This window comes from Pseudodesulfovibrio mercurii, assembly GCF_000189295.2.
Taxonomy (GTDB): Bacteria; Desulfobacterota; Desulfovibrionia; order Desulfovibrionales; family Desulfovibrionaceae; genus Pseudodesulfovibrio; species Pseudodesulfovibrio mercurii.
The window spans coordinates 1,085,112-1,100,546 of sequence record NC_016803.1 but is presented as its reverse complement, the minus strand read 5'-3'; the positions used below and the strand labels follow the sequence as shown (position 1 = coordinate 1,100,546).

Annotated in this window: 11 protein-coding genes; 4 read left to right on the top strand and 7 right to left on the bottom strand. The window is 64.3% G+C overall.

Annotated elements, in window-relative coordinates:
- Nucleotides 1-3: 3 nt before the first annotated feature.
- Both wtpA and typA read right to left on the bottom strand, forming a co-directional pair.
- Nucleotides 4-981: a tungstate ABC transporter substrate-binding protein WtpA gene (wtpA, locus tag DND132_RS05150; protein WP_014321647.1), complete on the bottom strand. Its 978-nt coding sequence runs from the start codon at nucleotides 979-981 to the stop codon at nucleotides 4-6.
- 226 nt (nucleotides 982-1,207) lie between these two features.
- Complete coding sequence (gene typA / locus DND132_RS05145; protein WP_014321646.1) at nucleotides 1,208-3,055, bottom strand: translational GTPase TypA; 1,848 nt, start codon at nucleotides 3,053-3,055, stop codon at nucleotides 1,208-1,210.
- Nucleotides 3,056-3,228: 173 nt separating this feature from the next.
- Here typA and DND132_RS05140 point away from each other — a divergent pair, with 173 nt between their 5' ends.
- The 4 genes from DND132_RS05140 to DND132_RS05125 all read left to right on the top strand — a co-directional run bounded on the left by DND132_RS05140 (nucleotide 3,229) and on the right by DND132_RS05125 (nucleotide 7,243).
- On the top strand, nucleotides 3,229-4,458 hold the full coding sequence (locus DND132_RS05140; protein WP_014321645.1) for an aromatic amino acid transport family protein: 1,230 nt from the start codon (nucleotides 3,229-3,231) through the stop codon (nucleotides 4,456-4,458).
- Nucleotides 4,459-4,502: 44 nt separating this feature from the next.
- On the top strand, nucleotides 4,503-5,912 hold the full coding sequence (gene aspA, locus DND132_RS05135) for an aspartate ammonia-lyase (protein ID WP_014321644.1): 1,410 nt from the start codon (nucleotides 4,503-4,505) through the stop codon (nucleotides 5,910-5,912).
- A 156-nt stretch (nucleotides 5,913-6,068) separates the two neighbouring features.
- Nucleotides 6,069-6,809: a septal ring lytic transglycosylase RlpA family protein gene (locus DND132_RS05130; RefSeq protein ID WP_014321643.1), complete on the top strand. Its 741-nt coding sequence runs from the start codon at nucleotides 6,069-6,071 to the stop codon at nucleotides 6,807-6,809.
- Nucleotides 6,810-6,970: 161 nt separating this feature from the next.
- A complete protein-coding gene (locus DND132_RS05125) occupies nucleotides 6,971-7,243 on the top strand; it encodes an HU family DNA-binding protein (RefSeq protein WP_014321642.1) in 273 nt (90 codons plus the stop codon).
- 271 nt (nucleotides 7,244-7,514) lie between these two features.
- Here the strand turns inward: DND132_RS05125 and DND132_RS05120 are convergent, their stop codons facing one another.
- The 5 genes from DND132_RS05120 to pta all read right to left on the bottom strand — a co-directional run bounded on the left by DND132_RS05120 (nucleotide 7,515) and on the right by pta (nucleotide 15,411).
- Nucleotides 7,515-9,092, bottom strand: coding sequence for a methyl-accepting chemotaxis protein (locus DND132_RS05120; protein WP_014321641.1), 1,578 nt, complete (start codon nucleotides 9,090-9,092; stop codon nucleotides 7,515-7,517).
- 164 nt (nucleotides 9,093-9,256) lie between these two features.
- Nucleotides 9,257-11,407: an L-lactate dehydrogenase (quinone) large subunit LdhH gene (gene ldhH / locus DND132_RS05115; RefSeq protein WP_014321640.1), complete on the bottom strand. Its 2,151-nt coding sequence runs from the start codon at nucleotides 11,405-11,407 to the stop codon at nucleotides 9,257-9,259.
- A 2-nt stretch (nucleotides 11,408-11,409) separates the two neighbouring features.
- Nucleotides 11,410-12,036: a LutC/YkgG family protein gene (locus DND132_RS05110; protein ID WP_014321639.1), complete on the bottom strand. Its 627-nt coding sequence runs from the start codon at nucleotides 12,034-12,036 to the stop codon at nucleotides 11,410-11,412.
- Between the two features lie 60 nt (nucleotides 12,037-12,096).
- Nucleotides 12,097-13,296, bottom strand: a complete 1,200-nt coding sequence (locus tag DND132_RS05105; protein ID WP_014321638.1) for an acetate/propionate family kinase — start codon at nucleotides 13,294-13,296, stop codon at nucleotides 12,097-12,099.
- Nucleotides 13,297-15,411 carry a phosphate acetyltransferase gene (gene pta, locus DND132_RS05100; RefSeq protein WP_014321637.1) on the bottom strand — a complete coding sequence of 705 codons (2,115 nt, stop codon included), beginning with the start codon at nucleotides 15,409-15,411 and terminating at the stop codon, nucleotides 13,297-13,299.
- Nucleotides 15,412-15,435: the final 24 nt, after the last annotated feature.

Genomic DNA, 15,435 nt, shown 5'->3' with positions numbered 1-15,435 from the left:
GGGTTATTCGGAGACGGTGGCCAGGGCCTTGAGGGAAGCGGGCATCTTTTCCATGCCCTTGGCGGTGACCTGGACCGGCGCGAACGGCGGCTGGCCCATCTCCTTGAGGATCTTCAGCCCGCCCTCGGGATCGAACAGGTAGGCCAGGAAGGCTTCGGCGGCCTCGGGATTCGGGGCCTTGTCGATCTGGGTGATGCCGTAGGTGATAGACGCGCCCACGCGCTCGATGAAGGTGCCGGGCTCCTTGCCGGTTACCTTGACCCGGGCGGTGGCGTAGAAGGCGTTCATGTCGAAGTCGCCGAGGTTCAGGTGGTTGTCCAGGGTGACGTACTTGAGGTTGTGCTGCACGGCCACGGACAGGTATTCCCAGGCGTAGTCCATGTGCCCGGACTGGAGCAGGGAGATCAGCTCCACGGACTTGGGCCGGACGTTCTTCTCGGGCCGGTTGGCCAGGAGCTGGTCATACAGCCCGGCGCGCTTGTAGAACTTCTCGGCCAGCTGCAGGACCATCAGGGAGCGATAGCCGCAGGGGTCCAGGTTGGGATCGGAGTGGCCCCAGACCACGCCCTTGCGCAACAGGATGTCGGCCCAGTTGTCGCCGTTGATCTCGTTCGCGAACTTGGACTGGTCGGTGTAGCACAGGACCATCTGGTTGGAGGCGAAGCGGGCGTTCCAGGAGGCGAACTTGGGGATCAGGTTCTTGTCGATGACCACGTAGTCGGCCGAGGCCATGATGTCGGCGGGCTTGCCCACCTCGGAAATCAGCCGGGCCATCTTGGTGGACCCGCCGGCCTCGCGCAGGACGTCCACCTTGGGGTACTTGGCCTCGAAATTCTTTTCGATGGCGGCGAAGGGCACGGACAGGGAGCCCGCATGGAAGATGATCAGTTTGCCCGAGGGTTCCGCCTGGGCGCCCGGAGCCAGGACCAGCACCAGGGCCATGGCCAGGGAAGCGATGATAACGGTAAGACGGTGAGACATGTTCACTCTCCTTGAAAGATTGAAAAGCAGTACTGTACGCATGGTTTTTCCATTATGCTCACCTATGAACAATGTGTCAATATGTCCTATGAAAACATACCATTAAAGTACGCTATTGAGTCATCTTGGCATCGGAAAAGCGGTTTTGGGTCATTCCAACCCAAGGCTGCGGCACAAAAAAAGGCTGCGTCGAAACGCAGCCTTTCCTGTTGGCGTTATGCCAGGTTTAGTCGTTTTCCTTGCCCTTTTTCTTCTTCCCTTCCTCACGATGCCGCACCAGGGCCGAGAGCTCGGATTTGCGCAGCCGGATGGACACGGGGGTGACTTCGACCTCCTCGTCGTCCTTGATGAAGTTCAGGGCGTATTCCAGGGTCATGGGCTTGACCGGGGTCAGGACAACGGCTTCGTCCTTGCCCGATGCGCGCATGTTGGTCAGCTTCTTTTCCTTGGCCGGGTTGACGTTGATGTCGTTCTCCCGGTTGTGTTCGCCGATGATCATGCCCTCGTAGACCGGGTCGCCGGGGACCACGAAGATGCGGCCGCGCGGCTCCAGGTTGAACAGGCCATAGGCCACGGCCTTGCCCGAGCGGTCCGAGACCAGGGAGCCGGTGTACCGGGAGGTGAACTCGCCCCGGTAGTCGCCGTACCCCTCGAGGTAGGAGTTCATGATGCCCGTGCCCTTGGTGTCGGTCAGGAATTCGTCGCGGTAGCCGATGAGCGCCCGGGCCGGGACCGAGAATTCGAGGCGCACGCGGCCGGTGCCGTGGTTGACCATGTTGGTCATGCGGCCCTTGCGGACCTGGATCTTCTCGGTGACGATGCCCATGAAGGACTCGTCGCAGTCCACATAGAGGTGCTCGATGGGCTCGAGCTTCCGGCCCTCGTCGTACTTGAAGATGACCTCGGGACGGCCCACGGAGAGCTCGAAGCCCTCGCGGCGCATCTGCTCCACCAGGATGGCCATCTGGAACTCGCCGCGTCCCTTGACCAGGTAGGCGTCGCGGCCGTCGGTGTCCTCCACCTGGATGGCCACGTTGAGCAGGGTCTCCTTGTAGAGCCGCTCGCGAATCTTGTTGGTCTGGACCAGCTTGCCCTCCTGGCCCGCCAGGGGCGAGGTGTTGATTCCGAAGCGCATGGACACGGTGGGTTCGTCCACGGTGATGCGCGGCAGGGCCCTGGGGTCCTCCTTGGTGCAGATGGTGTCGCCGATGTGCACGTCCTCGATGCCCGCGATGACGATGATGTCGCCGGGCTCGCAGGTCTCGGTGGGGACCACCTGGAGGCCGTCGTAGGTCTGCAGCTTGGTGACCTTCAGCGGCACGGTCCGGCCGCCGTCGGCGATGCACAGGAGCTGGTCATTGGACTTGGCCGCGCCGTGGTGGACCTTGCCGATGGCCAGGCGGCCCAGGTAGTCGGAGTAGGACAGGTCGGAGACGAGCATCTGGAACGGCTCGTCCGGGTCGTGCTCGGGACCGGGCACGTGCTCCACGATCATGTCGAGGAGGATGTGCAGGTTCTCGCCGCGCTCGTCCGGGGACTCCATGGCGATGCCGTCGCGGCCGATGGCGTAGAGCAGGGGGAAGTCGAGCTGTTCCTCCTTGGCGTCCAGATCGATGAACAGGTCGTAGATTTCGTTGAGCACCTCGGCCGGGCGGGCGTCCTGGCGGTCGACCTTGTTGATGACCACCATCAGGGAAAGATGCTGCTCCAGGGCCTTCTTGAGCACGAACCGGGTCTGGGGCAGGGGGCCTTCGGAGGCGTCCACCAGCAGGATGGCACCGTCGGCCATGGACAGGGAGCGCTCCACCTCGCCGCCGAAGTCGGCGTGGCCGGGGGTGTCGATGATGTTGATCTTGGTGCCCTTCCAGGTGACGGAGCAGTTCTTGGCGGCGATGGTGATGCCGCGTTCCCGCTCAAGGTCCATGGAGTCCATGATGCGCTCGCTGACGTCCTGGCCCTCGCGGAAGAGGCCCGACTGCTTGAACATGGCGTCCACCAAGGTGGTCTTGCCATGATCGACGTGGGCGATGATGGCGATATTGCGAAGTCCGCTGTTGAATACTTTGTTGCTCATGGTTTCTCCGATAATAAGTAATAGGCGCACGTGCGCAGGGAAGCGGTTAACCGAAAGCGGGAAGGCTGGCAAGAGGAGATTTTGCGTCGCGCCGAGAAAGTGGGTTGAAATCGGGGCCGGTTAGGATACAGTAAGCCGCAAACATCATTCACCTTGCGCAAACGGAGTTCCCCATGCCAGACACCGCGCCCTCCACCGGCAGGATGGTCACCACGGCGTTGATCGTCACCGGCAACATGGTCGGGGCGGGCATCCTGGCCCTGCCCGTCAACCTCGGCCCCTCGGGGCTTTTGCCCGCCGTGCTGGCCTCCGTGGCCATGTGGGCGGTCATGACCTCCACCGGGCTGATCATCGCCCGCCAGCCGTTCCTGCGCGAGAACGAGGACGCGGACCTGCCCACCTTTTTCGAGGCCGTGCTCGGCCCCTGGGGCAAGTGGCTGTCCGTGGCCGCCAACCTGGTCATCCTCTACGGGCTGCTCACTGCCTACCTGGCCGGGGTCGCCTCGGTGGCGGCCAGCTCCTTCGGCGCGGCCGTCCCGGAGTGGGGCTGGCTGCTCCTCTATTTCTGCGCGGCCACGCTGCTGGCCTCCTTTGGCAGCGGGCTGCTCCGGCGGTCCAACGCCCTGCTCATGACCGTCATGTGGCTGCTCTTCGGCGGGCTGCTGTTCATGGTCGTGCCCCATTTCCGCCGGACGGACATCCTGGCCGGAGACCTGACCTTCCTGACCTCGGGCTTGCCCATCCTGGTCACGGCCTTCAATTTTCACAACGTCATTCCGACCCTGTGCCGCACCCTGAACCACGACCGCCGGGCCATCACCCGGGCCATCTGGCTCGGCTCGGGCCTGGGCGCGTTCATGACCCTGCTGTGGACCGTGGCCGTCATGGTCACCCTGCCCATGGAGTCGGCGGACGGGGTGTCCATCATCGCGGCCTTCAAGGCCGGGGTGCCCGCCACCGTGCCCCTCAACCAGCTCATCCGCTCGACCTGGTTCGTGGACGCGTCCATCGGCTTCGCCGTGGTGGCCATGACCACCTCGTACACGGCCACGGGCGTGGCCCTGCTCGCCTTCCTCCGTGACGTGGCGGGCAGGCGGGGGCACAACCGGCCGCTCGTCTGGTTTCTGGCCTTCCTCCCGCCCGTGGGCATCGGCGTGATCTATCCGGACATCTTTCTCAAGGCCCTGAACGTGGTCGGCGGCTTCGGCGTGGGCACCCTGTTCGGCATGCTGCCCGGCGTGCTGCTCATCCGCCAGGGCGGGCCCGGCTCGGCCAGACGGCGGCTGGGCTGGCTCCTGGTGGCGGTGTTCGCCTGCGTCCTGCTGGTCGAGCTGGCCCAGGAAACGGGCATGTTGCGGATCAGCCCGGATGTGGAGTACTGGTCCGCCCATCGTTTTCACTGATCAAGACGACAACGCATCGCTTTCACGCACTGGAGAATACGACAATGACGCAAATTCGGTTGGAACACGACAGCCTCGGCGAAGTGGCCGTTCCGGCGGATGCCTATTACGGGGTCCAGACCCGGCGCGCCCTGGACAACTTTCATATCTCGGGCATCCCCATGTCCCACTACCCCCGGATGATCAACGCCCTGGCCTACGTCAAGATGGCCGCGGCCGAGGCCAACGCCTCCCTGGGGCTGCTGGACGAGGACAAGAGCCGGGCCATCTGCCGGGCCTGCGAGGAGATCCTGGACGGCAGGCTGCACGACCAGTTCGTGGTGGACGTGGTCCAGGGCGGGGCGGGCACCTCGGCCAACATGAACACGAACGAGGTGGTCTGCAATCGCGCCCTGGAGCTTCTGGGCCACGCCAAGGGGGAATACGAACACCTCCACCCCCTCAACCACGTGAACATGTCCCAGTCCACCAACGACGTCTATCCGTCGGCCCTGAACATCGCCCTGATTCTGGACATCCGCGAGCTGATCGACGCCATGGACTACCTGCGCAAGGCCTTCCGGCGCAAGGGCGAGGAGTTCGCCGACGTCATCAAGATGGGCCGGACCCAGCTTCAGGACGCCGTGCCCATGACGCTCGGCCAGGAGTTCACGGCCTGGGCCGTGACCATCGGCGAGGACATGCAGCGGCTGAACGAGGCCCAGGCCCTGGTCCACGAGATCAACATGGGGGCCACGGCCATCGGCACCGGGCTCAACTCCCACCCGGACTACGCCCGCACGGTCACGGAAAAGCTGGTCCAGCTGACCACGCTTCAGCTCATCTCCTCCCCGGACCTGGTGGAGGCCACCCAGGACACCGGGGCCTATGTCCAGCTGTCCGGCGTGCTCAAGCGGGCGGCCGTGAAGCTGTCCAAGATCTGCAACGACCTGCGCCTGCTTTCCAGCGGCCCGCGCTGCGGCCTGAACGAGATCAACCTGCCGCCCATGCAGCCCGGCTCCTCGATCATGCCGGGCAAGGTCAACCCTGTCATCCCAGAGGTGGTCAACCAGGTGGCCTTCACGGTCATCGGCCACGACATGACCGTGACCATGGCCTGCGAGGCCGGGCAGCTGGAGCTCAACGTCATGGAGCCGATCATCGGCTATTCCCTGTTCCAGTCCATGAACATGCTCCGCCGGGCCTGCCTGACCCTGGCCGACAAGTGCGTCTCGGGCATCACCGCCAACCGCGAACGCTGCCGCGAGATGGTCGAACACTCCATCGGCCTGGTCACGGCCCTGAACCCGTACCTGGGCTACGAGAAGTCCGCCGAGATCGCCAAGGAGGCAATGAAGACGGGCGGTTCCGTGTACGAGATCGTCCTGGAGAAGGGGTACCTCAGCCGCGAGGAACTGGACGATGTCCTCAAGCCCGAGAACATGGTCAAGCCGCGCTACGTGCATCGGCCGTGAGCCGGACGGGCGGAAATCCCCACGGGCCGCGACGATCCGCATGGGGACCATTGCTTTTTGTCCGGACTTCCTCTAGGGTTTTCTAGACAAAATTGAGAAAAACTCCCGTTCCCCCGGACAGGGCCTGAACCCTGTCCTGGGGACGACGGAGGAAGCATGCGTCGATGCACAGCCCTGTTCGCCCTTGCGATCCTGTTCGCCCTGGCCGGGTGCGGTTCCATGAACCCCTATCCGGAGCACGTCTATTCAACGCCGTCCACCAAGAACGGCCAATTGGATACCAAGACCAAACCGTACACGGTCCTGGGCCGGACCTACTATCCGCTCCAGTCCGCGGACGGCTATGACGAGATCGGCCTGGCCTCCTGGTACGGCGCGGACTTCCACGGCAGGAAGACGGCCAACGGGCAGACCTACAACATGTACGGCGTGTCCGCGGCCCACAAGACCCTGCCCCTGGGCAGCCGGGTCCGGGTGACCAACCTGGAGAACAACCGCAGCGTGGTCCTGACCATCAACGACCGTGGTCCCTTCGTCAACGAACGCATCCTCGACCTGTCCTACGGCGCGGCCAAAAAGCTCGGCACCGTGGAGTCCGGGGTGGCCAAGGTCCGGGTCACCTCCCTGACCACGGAGATCGTGCCCACGCGGCTCGCCGAGGCGCCGGGCAGGCTCTATCACGTGCGCGTCGGGGCGTTTGCCGTGCGCGAGAACGCCCTGCGCGTGCATCAGCGGCTGCTCGGCGAGGGATACAGCGGGGCGAGCATCACCGTAGTTGACCGCGACGGTCGGGTATTGCACATTGTCCAGGCCGGGAGCTTCCCTTCCCGTGATCAGGCCGAGCGGGTCATGGAGGCCCTCAAGGGGGACTTCCCGACCTGTTATATTATCAGTTGAAAGTTGCCCGAAGTGGTGGCATAGCTTCCCGGTTTTGTGTATGAACTCTCCGTGGGCAACGCTTTTTAGGCTTCCCATGTCCCCGGTGAGCGTGTATGACATGAAGACGTAATTGCGTGTCATATGTAAATAGTATCAATAAACCAGTATAGGAGTTTTTTATGACCAAAGCTGAACTCGTAGCCAAGATCGCTGAAAAGATCGGCACTTCCAAAGCCCAGGCCGAGGCCTCCATGAACGCCATCCTGGATACCATCCAGGACGAGCTGGCCGCCGGCAACAAACTGACCTTGACCGGCTTCGGCACTTTCAGCGTGAGCGAGCGCAAGGCCCGCACCGGCCGCAACCCCCGCACCGGCACCGCCTTGAACATCCCGGCCTGCAAGGTCGCCCAGTTCAAGCCCGGCAAGGTCCTGAAGGACGCCGTAAAATAGCTGCGAGGCTGTTTTTGAGAAGAAAAGCCCCCCTGGTTCGACCAGGGGGGCTTTTCTTTGGGACGTAAATAGTTGACTTTTCGCCGGCTGAAAGCCGCGTAGCGATGAAACATTGCGCCGCAGGCGCAGAAGGGGGGGCAAGGGCGCGAGTCCTTGCCCGCCGGAGGCGAAATCATCCGACTTGCGCCGCGAAGCGGCCTTCATCGCCTGATTTTGTCAGGGCTGTGAGGGGAAGGTTCCCATTTCCTTCATCTGGCCGTGCGGGGCCGGATCACTTCATGTTGCCGACCACGGCGGTCAGGTGTTCGGCCAGTTCGGCCAGGTGGTCGATGGCCTTGGACGCCTCGACCATCAGGTCGTCGGTCTCGCCGCAGACCCGGGTCACCTCCGAGGTGGCCGCGCTGATCTGTTCGCTGGCCGAGGACTGCTGCTCGGCGGCGGCCGCGATGGAGTGCACCTGGTCGGCCGTGTCCTGCGTGGTGGACAGGATGGAGGCCAAGGCCTCGCCCGAGCGGCCCGCCAGCTCGGTGCTGCGATTCACGGATTCCACCGCGGTCTGGGTGGCCCGCACGTTTTCCCGGGCCACTTCCTGGATGCCCTTGACCGCCGAGTGGACCTCGCTGGTGGCGTGCATGGTCTTTTCGGCCAGCTTGCGCACCTCGTCGGCCACCACGGCGAAGCCCCGTCCGGCCTCTCCGGCGCGGGCCGCCTCGATGGCCGCGTTCAGGGCCAGGAGGTTGGTCTGGTCCGCGATGTCCTCAATGACCCCGAGGACCACGCCGATCTCTTCGGCCCGGTGGTCGAGCTGCTCCATGGAGTGCTTCAGGCCGGAGGCGTGGCGCGAGACCTCGTCGATGGCCTCGATGACCTTGCCGACCACGGCCTCGCCCTCGCGGGCCTGCTCGTTGGCCGTGCGGGCGTCTCCGGCCGCCTCCTGGGCGAAGCGGGCGACCTCGAGCACGGCGGCGTTCATCTCCTCCATGGCGGCGGCGGTCTCCGTGGTCCGGTCCGTCTGCTCGCGGGAGCCCTGCCGGGCCTGATCGACCATGCGTTCCAACTGGTGGGAGGCCTCGGCCAGTTTTCCGGAGATGGTCGTGGCCTCGCCCGCGGCCGTGGCGATCCGTTCGTTCTGGTTGAGGATTTCCCGCTCGTGGCGCTTGAGCTGGGTGGTGTTCATGTACAGGCAGCAGCCGCCGATGACCCGTTCTTCCACGTCGTGCAGGGGAAAGAGGTTGATGAGCACGTTGATGTCGCTGCCGTCGGCGTGCTTGAAGACCGCCTCCACGTCCATGTCGCGCTTGTCCTCGGCCATGCAGTCCGCGATCTTGGAGCGCCGGTCGTCCTTGTAGAATATCTGGGAGATCATCCGGCCGTAGAAGGCCTCGGGCGCCTCTCGGGAGCCGAGCATGTTCAGGCATTCCCGGTTCAGATAGGTCAGCCGCTGGTCCGTGTCCACGATGGCGCAGGGGATGGGCAGGCCGTGCAGGATGGACCGTGCGAACCCCAGGCGCTCCTTGTAGCGCGAGGCCAGCTCGCCCACCTGGGCGCCGAGGCCCGGCACGGCGGCGGCCAGGGCGTCGGAGTCTGCTAGGCCGTACTCCTCGTCCAGCATGTGACCGGTGAACTCCGAGAGCACGGCCGCCGGGCGGACCAGGGCCCCGTGCAGGGCCCACAGGATGACCACGCCGAGCAGGGTGAAGGCCGCGATCATGGCCGCCACGGCGAGCATGTTCACGGAAGCCGTACCGAAAATGAAGTAGCAGACCGCGGAGACAGCGGCCGAGACGAGTAGGGCGGCTCCGTAGAGCCCGGCGGACAGTTTGAAGCAGAAGGGGGTTTTGTTGGACATGGATTTCCCTCGGTGGGGGGCTTTGAAAAGAGAGGGTTCCCCGCCCGTGGGTAGGGCGGGGAACCCGTTTGAGGCCGGTTCGTTCAGGAGGAAGCAGGGTGTGGGTGCTTCTACGGATTGCGGTCCTTACCTTCGGAGAGCCTCAAATTTCACGGCAAAGCCGGTTATTTTTTGTTTTTGGACATGACCTCGGCCACGTGCTTCACCTGAATCTTGGAGCCCCGCCGCTTGAGGCCGCCTCGAAGCTGCATGATGCAGCCGGGGCAGTCGGTCAGCAGGGTGTCCGCCCCGGTGGCCTCGACGTTGTCGAGCTTCTTCTTGAGCAGCTCGGCCGACAGCTCCGGGAACTTCATGGAGAAGGTGCCGCCGAAACCGCAGCAGACCTCTTCCTCGGCGCACTCCACGTATTCCATGCCGCTCTTCTCGATGAGCTGGCGGGGCGCTTCGTGCACATCCAAACCACGACACAGGTGGCAAGGCGCGTGATAGGTAGCCTTTTCCCCGGTCTTCGTAAAGCCCTCGGCGTCCACCTTGAGCACATCGTTGACGAAGGACGAGTAGTCGATGATCTTGGCCGAGAACTTGTCGGCGCGGAGCTTCAGCGCGGGCTTGTCCATGACCAGCTTCGGGTAGTTGTGCTTGAGGTGCGCGGCGCAGGAGGCGCACAGGGTGACGATATAGTCATAGGCGTCCGGCTCGAAGGCGCGCAGGTTCTGCTGGGCCACGTCGCGGGAGGCCTTGGTCTCGCCCATCATCTGCACGGGCAGGCCGCAGCAGGACTGCTTTTCCGGGAACTCCATGGCCACGCCGTTGGCCGCGAACACGTCCACGGCGGCCTGGAGCTGCTCGGGGTAGACGAAGTCCTGCACGCAGCCCGAGAACAGGGCCACGCGGTACTTGGGATTCTCGACCTCGGGCCGGTTCTCCTGCCACCAGTCGCGGAACGGGGTCTCGGCGATGGTCGGCAGGGCGCGGAAGCCCTGTTCCTTGGAGAAGATCATGGGCAGATGGCGGATGAATCCGTCCTTTTCGGCCACGGGCTTCTGGCCCCACTTGGCGGTGCGCAGCAGGGTGTGGAACAGCTTGCGGTTGCGCAGGACCTTGCCGAGCAGGAAGCTGGGCAGCGGGTGGCCGTCCTCGTCCTGGATGCGCGCGTGGATCTCCTTGATCAGGCGCGGCAGGTCGATGCCGCCCGCGCAGACGTCCTTGCACGCCTCGCAGTTGATGCAGTTCTGGACCAGGTTCTTGGCCTTGTCCTTGCCGTGGAAGAAGTAGGTCAGGATCAGGCCGATGGCTCCGATGTAGATGTGGCCCATCTTGTGGCCGCCGACCAGCCGGTAGACCGGGCAGACGTTGGCGCAGGCGCCGCAGCGCACGCAGCGGTTGACCTGGGAGAAGAGCGGATCCTTGATCAGCTCGCTCCGGCCGTTGTCCAGGACCACGTAGTGGATTTCCTTCCTGCCGTCCTCGGCCGCCAGGCATTCGTTGTTGCCGGTGATCCAGGTCACGTAGGAGGTGATCTGCTGGCCGGTGGCGTTGCGCGGCAGGACCTTGAGGATGCGCAGGGCGTCGTGCAGGCTCGGCAGGAGCTTGTCGATGCCCATCAGGGCCACGTGGACCCTGGGCAGGGTGGTCACCAGGCGGGCGTTGCCCTCGTTGGTGACGATGCCGATGGAGCCGGTCTCGGCGATGGCGAAGTTGGCCCCGGAGATGCCCATGTCGGCCTCGACGTACTTCTGGCGCAGCTCGCGGCGGGCCACCTTGACCAGTTTCTCGATCTCGGTGTCCTGCTTCTTGCCGGTCACCTCGGTGAACAGGTCGCCCACCTGGAAACGGGACAGGTGGATGGCGGGCATGACCATGTGGGACGGACCCTCATGGCGCAGCTGGATGATCCATTCGCCCAGGTCGGTCTCGGTCACTTCGAGCCCGGCGTCCTCCAGGTCATGGTTGAGGAGCGTCTCCTCGGCGGTCATGGATTTGGACTTGACGATCTTCTTGCACTTGGCGTCCAGGGCGATCTTGGTGATGATCCGGTTGGCCTCGTCGCCGTCCTTGGCGAAGTGCACGTGCACGCCCGACGCTTCGGCGTTCTCCTTGAACTCCTTGTACAGGGCGTCGGCATGCTGGGCGGCGGCGTCCTTGGAGTCGGCGATCTCGCGGATCAGCCCCTTGACGTCCATGCCCTTGAAGGCGTTGGCGCGGCCCGCGCGGTAGGCGATGGCGAAGTTGTCCAGCGTGGTGCGCAGGAAGTCGTTTTCGAGGGTCTCGCGCAGCTCCTCGCGGTATTCTTTGAGGTCGTGTGCTTTCTGCATGGCTAGTCCTCCAGGATCAGGATGTGCAGTTCAAGGGGACCGTGGACGCCCAGGGCCAGGACGCGCTCGATGTCGGCGGTCCGGCTGGCGCCGGTGATGAAGGCCAGGTAGTCCGGCGTCTTCTTCATGCGCGTCAGCATCAGCTTTTCCACGGCGTAGGTGTTGGCCTTGATCTTGGACTTGGGCAGCACGCAGACGTGGAACTCGCTGACCATGGTGGCCAGGCGCAGCTCCTCGCCGGGACAGTCGAGCATCAGGGTGCCGGTGTCGGCGATGCCGTACTCGGCGAAGGTGAAGCCGATGTCCACGCCCGCCAGGTGGTCGCGCATGCCCTTGTCGATGCACTCGAACCCGGCCTTCTCGGCCTGGGCGGCAAGCTTTTCGTACAGTTCGGCCTTGAGGCCCGGCGCGGCGATGACCTTTTTCTGCTTGGTCTCGCACAGGGCCTCGGCCTTGTCGGACAGGTCGGCTTCGCAGCCGCTGATCAGCAGCTGGCAGGCCTCCTTCTCGCCACACAGGTTGATGACGTATTTGATGGCCTCGTCCTCGTTGGCGATGCCGGTGACTTTGGCGGAGACGAGCTCCGCCTTTTGCACGAATGTCTGGTACAGGTCTTCCTTGGAAGGCATGCTACCTACCTCCATGTATGTTTGTCCCCAGGGCCCGCGGGCCCCCCGCAACGGGGCGTGTTACTTGACGAGCGCCAGGGCCTCGCGGGCGATGGCCAGTTCCTCGTTGGTCGGAATGACCCAGATCGCCACCGTGCTGTCGGCGGTGCTGATCTTGCGGGCTTCCTTGGAGCGGATCGCGTTCGCTTCGACGTCGATCTTCATGCCGAAGGATTCCAGCCCCTCGATGGTTTTGGCGCGGACGATGTCGTCGTTCTCGCCGATGCCGGCGGTGAAGACCACGCCGTCCACATGGCCGAGCGCGGCCGTGTAGGCGCCGATGTATTTGCGGGTCCGGTAGGTCTGCACCTCCAGGGCCAGCTTGGCGCGCTCATCGCCCCGGTCCACGGCCGCGTGCACGTCGCGCATGTCGCCGTAGCCGCACAGTCCCTTGAGACCGGACTCCTTGTGCAGGATGTTGTCGATGGTGGCCACGTCCAGCCCCCGGTTCACGGCCAGGTAGTTGTGCACGGCCGGGTCCAGGTCGCCGCAGCGCGTGCCCATGACCAACCCCTCCAGCGGGGTCAACCCCATGGAGGTGTCCACGCACCGGCCGTTCTTGACCGCGGCCATGGATGCGCCGTTGCCCATGTGGATGGTGATCAGGTTGATGTCCTCCACGGCCTTGCCCATGAGCCGGGCGCACTCGCCTGCCACGTACTTGTGGGAGGTGCCGTGGGCGCCGTAGCGGCGAATGCGGTCCTTCTCGTAGTATTCGTAGGGAATGGCATACATGTACGCGTGGGGCGGCATGGTCTGGTGGAAGGCGGTGTCAAAGACCAGGACCTGGGGCACGCCGGGAAAGAGCTTGGCGGCCTCCTTGGCCCCGCCCAGGTTGGCGGGGTTGTGCAGGGGCGCGAGCCGTTCGGTCTCGGTCAGGTCGGGCCACATGCTCTCCTCGATGATCACCGGGGCGTTGAACGGGCCGCCGGCCACCACGCGGTGGCCCACGGCGCCGATCTCCTCGCGGTTGCAGACCGCGTTGTCGCCCGTGCTCAACAGGTCGATGGCCAGCTGCAGACCCACCCCGTGATCGGGAATGGGCTGCTCCAGCTTGACCACGGCCTCGGCGTCCGTGCCGGGATGGGCCTTGTGGGTCAGGGTCCCCTGGGCCTCTCCGATGCGCTCGACAAGGCCGGTGCCCAGGATGGACTCGTCGGCCATGTCGAGCAGTTGGTACTTGATGGAGGAACTGCCTGAATTGATCACGAGAATTTTCATCTATTCACCTTTTTCCGCCTGGGCCTGGATGGCCGTGATGGCGACTGTGTTGACGATATCGGGAACGGTGCAACCACGGGAGAGGTCGTTGACCGGCTTGTTCAGACCCTGGAGCACCGGGCCGATGGCCACGGCGTTGGCGGCACGCTGCACCGCCTTGTACGTGTTGTTGCCGGTGTTCAGGTCCGGGAAGATGAACACGGTGGCCTTTCCGGCCACGTCGGAGTCGGGCATCTTCACGCGGGCCACGTCCGGATCGATGGCGGCGTCGTACTGGATAGGTCCCTCGATGGGGAAGTTCAGGCCGCGCTCGACCATGCGCTCACGGGCGATCTTGGTGGCCTCGATGACCTTGTCCACGTCCTCGCCCTTGCCGGACGAGCCGGTGGAGTAGGAGAGCATGGCCACGCGGGGTTCCACGCCGAAGATCCTGGCGGTCTCGGCGGAGCCCAGGGCGATTTCGGCCAGCTGGCCCGCGTTGGGGTTGGGGTTCACGGCGCAGTCGCCGTAGACCAGCACGCGGTCCTTGAGGCACATGAGGAAGACGCTCGACACGATGGAGATGCCCGGCTTGGTCTTGACGAACTCGAAGGCGGGCCGGATGGTGTGGGCCGTGGTGTTGATGGACCCGGAGACCATGCCGTCGGCAAAGCCCTTGTGGACCATCATGGTGCCGAAGTAGGTGGGATCGGACATACGGTCCCAGGCCTGTTCGGCGATCAGCCCCTTGTGCTTGCGCAGCTCCAGGTATTCCTCGGCGAACGGGTCGAGCAGGTCGGAGTTGGCCGGGTCGATGAGCTGCGCGGCGGAGATGTCCACGCCGTACTTGGAGGCGTTGTCGCGGATGGTCTTCTCGTCGCCGAGCAGGATGACCTGGGCCGCGCCGCGCCGCAGGATGATGTCCGAGGCGCGCAGGATGCGCTCCTCGGTGCCCTCGGGCAGGACGATGCGCTGCGGCGAGCGGGACGCCTTGTCCATGAGCGAGTACTCGAACATCTTGGGCGTGACCTTGGTGGAACGCTTTTCGACCACGCGGTCACGCAGTTCGTTGACGTTGACGTGCTGGGCGAAGCCGCCGAGCGCGGTGGCGATGCGCTGGTAGTCGTCCGCCTCGATGCGGCCGTACAGGGAGTTGAGTTCCTGCACGGTCTGGTAGGTGTGGCCCTTGCAGCTCAGCACCGGAACCGGCACGCCGGTCCAGCCCTCGATGAGCTTGTGCACGTTGACCGACACGTCCAGGCCGCCCGTCAGGACGATGCCCGCGATGTCCGGGTAGGAGCTGGACAGGCGGGAGGCCAGGCTGGACAGGATGATGTCCGAGCGGTCGCCCGGGGTGATGATCAGGCTGCCGGGCCGGATGTATTCGAGGAAGTGGCCGATCTGCATGGCCGCGACCACGTAGTTGTCCACCAGGGCCTGGAGACCGGAGTGCCCGTAGAGCACGTCGGCGCCGAGCCAGCGGCGGACATCGTTGATGCTGGGTTTGCCCAGCGCTTCTTCTTCGGGGATGACGTAAACGGGCATGGGCTCCTGGCCGCCCTTGCGCTCGATGTGGCCGACCATTTCTTCGGTCATGCCCTCGGGCGCGCGGTTGACCACGCAGGCCAGGGAGTCCACGCCCTTTTCCGCCAATGTGTCCAAGGTGGTCTGGGTGATGTTGACCACTTCCTCCGGGGCCTTCTCGCGACCGGACGTAACCACCAGCATGGGGGCACCGATGTTGGCGGCGATGTCCGCGTTGAGATCGAATTCAAAGGCGGGGTCCTTGCCCTTGAAGTCGGTTCCTTCGCAGAGCACGAAGTCGTACTGCTCTTCCAGTGTCTTGTACTTGTTGAGAATGTTCTCAAGCACAAGGGCGTGCTGGCCGGAGTTGATCAACTCGCGGGTCTGCTTCAGGGTGTAGGCGTAGGTGTCTTCATAGGGAATGGACAGCTTGAAGTGATCGATCAGCAGAGCGATGTCGTGGTCCATTTTCCCCGCTCCCGGATCATTGATGATGGGCCGGAAGATGGCGACGTTGTGGAGTTCCCTCGTGAGCATCTGCATGACTCCGAGGACCACGGCGGATTTGCCGCTGCGCTCCTCGGTGGCGCTCACGTACAGGTTCTTGGACATGGTCTTTTCCTTGTGTTTTGCCGT